This is a genomic window from Rhodococcus sp. P4_B6 (assembly GCF_056402215.1).
Window position 1 is genome coordinate 1 of record NZ_JBFUHV010000458.1, and the last position, 1,052, is coordinate 1,052.

Genomic DNA, 1,052 nt, shown 5'->3' on the forward strand with positions numbered 1-1,052 from the left:
GGACATTCCGGTCGATTGCGCCCGGTTCACTGAACGCGCGTGTCATTTCGGTCGTAACAGTCACAGAGCTCACCTTGTCACTCCTTACGTGCGCGACCGAGCGTGCGCAGCAAGTCTTCGTGGAATTCGAACCAGACGTTGTGCACCGAGTCCTTGGTCGGATCGGAGACGAAAGCGATATCGCCCGCATCGACCTTTTCCAGGGATCGTTCGAATCGGCCGATGTAGGTGCGGAACCGTGCGTCCTTCTCGCTGAGTGCTTCGAGCAGTCCCTCCAGTCGGGACACCAGACGCTCGATGGTGGAGATCACTTTCGCGTCGTACGCAGAGTCGCTGTGGTCGTTTGCAAGCTTGCGGCCCGCGACCTCGATCTGCTGCCACGAGGACATGGTGCGCAGAAACCGGGAGTTGACGTCCTCGAATTTGTCGGCGACCTGCAGCACGGACGGATCGGTGCGGATCTGGCCGTAGATCGCCGCGGCGGAATCGACCAACACAGGTCCTGAGGCGTCGGTGGGTAGTGCGGTCTCGCCCATCAGTGCGAGGTAATCACTGTCGGCGAGTTCGGCAAAGATGTCGCGCACCTGATCGGTGTCCAAGTTGACGATCTCGGAAACGGCTGCCGCGGTCGCCATTTTCTTGAGTGCCACGGCATTGAGGACGTCGTAGAGACGTTTGTCGAGCAGTGTTTGTGTCATGTGGTCATTCCCAACGATCGATCGGGGGCGACGGTGCGCAGATGCCCACGCGACGGCCATATCACTCCATCGCCCCCGAATCTGTGAACGGGTGTCTTACAGCCAGCGGTACTTCGACCGACGCAGATCCGCACCCACGCCGAACGGCAGATAGCCCTGGCCGGAGAAGATCTTCTGCGGAACGACTTCCTGCGCGAATCCACGCTTGCCGATGTCGTAGTAGTAGTTCGAGACGCGCTGATCAATTTCCCAGAGCTGATATTCGTCGCATGCCTTCTCGTACGTTCCGGCCTTGCGCAGGTACGGCAGGATCATGTCTACGTAGTAGACGTATTGGCCGGCCCAGATCAGGTC

Annotated in this window: 2 protein-coding genes; both read right to left on the reverse strand. The window is 59.5% G+C overall.

What is annotated here, in order from left to right:
• Nucleotides 1-77: 77 nt before the first annotated feature.
• Complete coding sequence (locus tag AC1DWT_RS51525; RefSeq protein ID WP_477926310.1) at nucleotides 78-698, reverse strand: hypothetical protein; 621 nt, start codon at nucleotides 696-698, stop codon at nucleotides 78-80.
• Nucleotides 699-794: 96 nt separating this feature from the next.
• A partial coding sequence (locus AC1DWT_RS51530) for a hypothetical protein (protein WP_477926311.1) occupies nucleotides 795-1,052 on the reverse strand: 258 nt, incomplete at its 5' end.

Bases quoted from the DNA above. Each gene is read 5' to 3' on its own strand.
- AC1DWT_RS51525 (WP_477926310.1), bottom strand. From the start codon at position 698: ATGACACAAACACTGCTCGACAAACGTCTCTACGACGTCCTCAATGCC.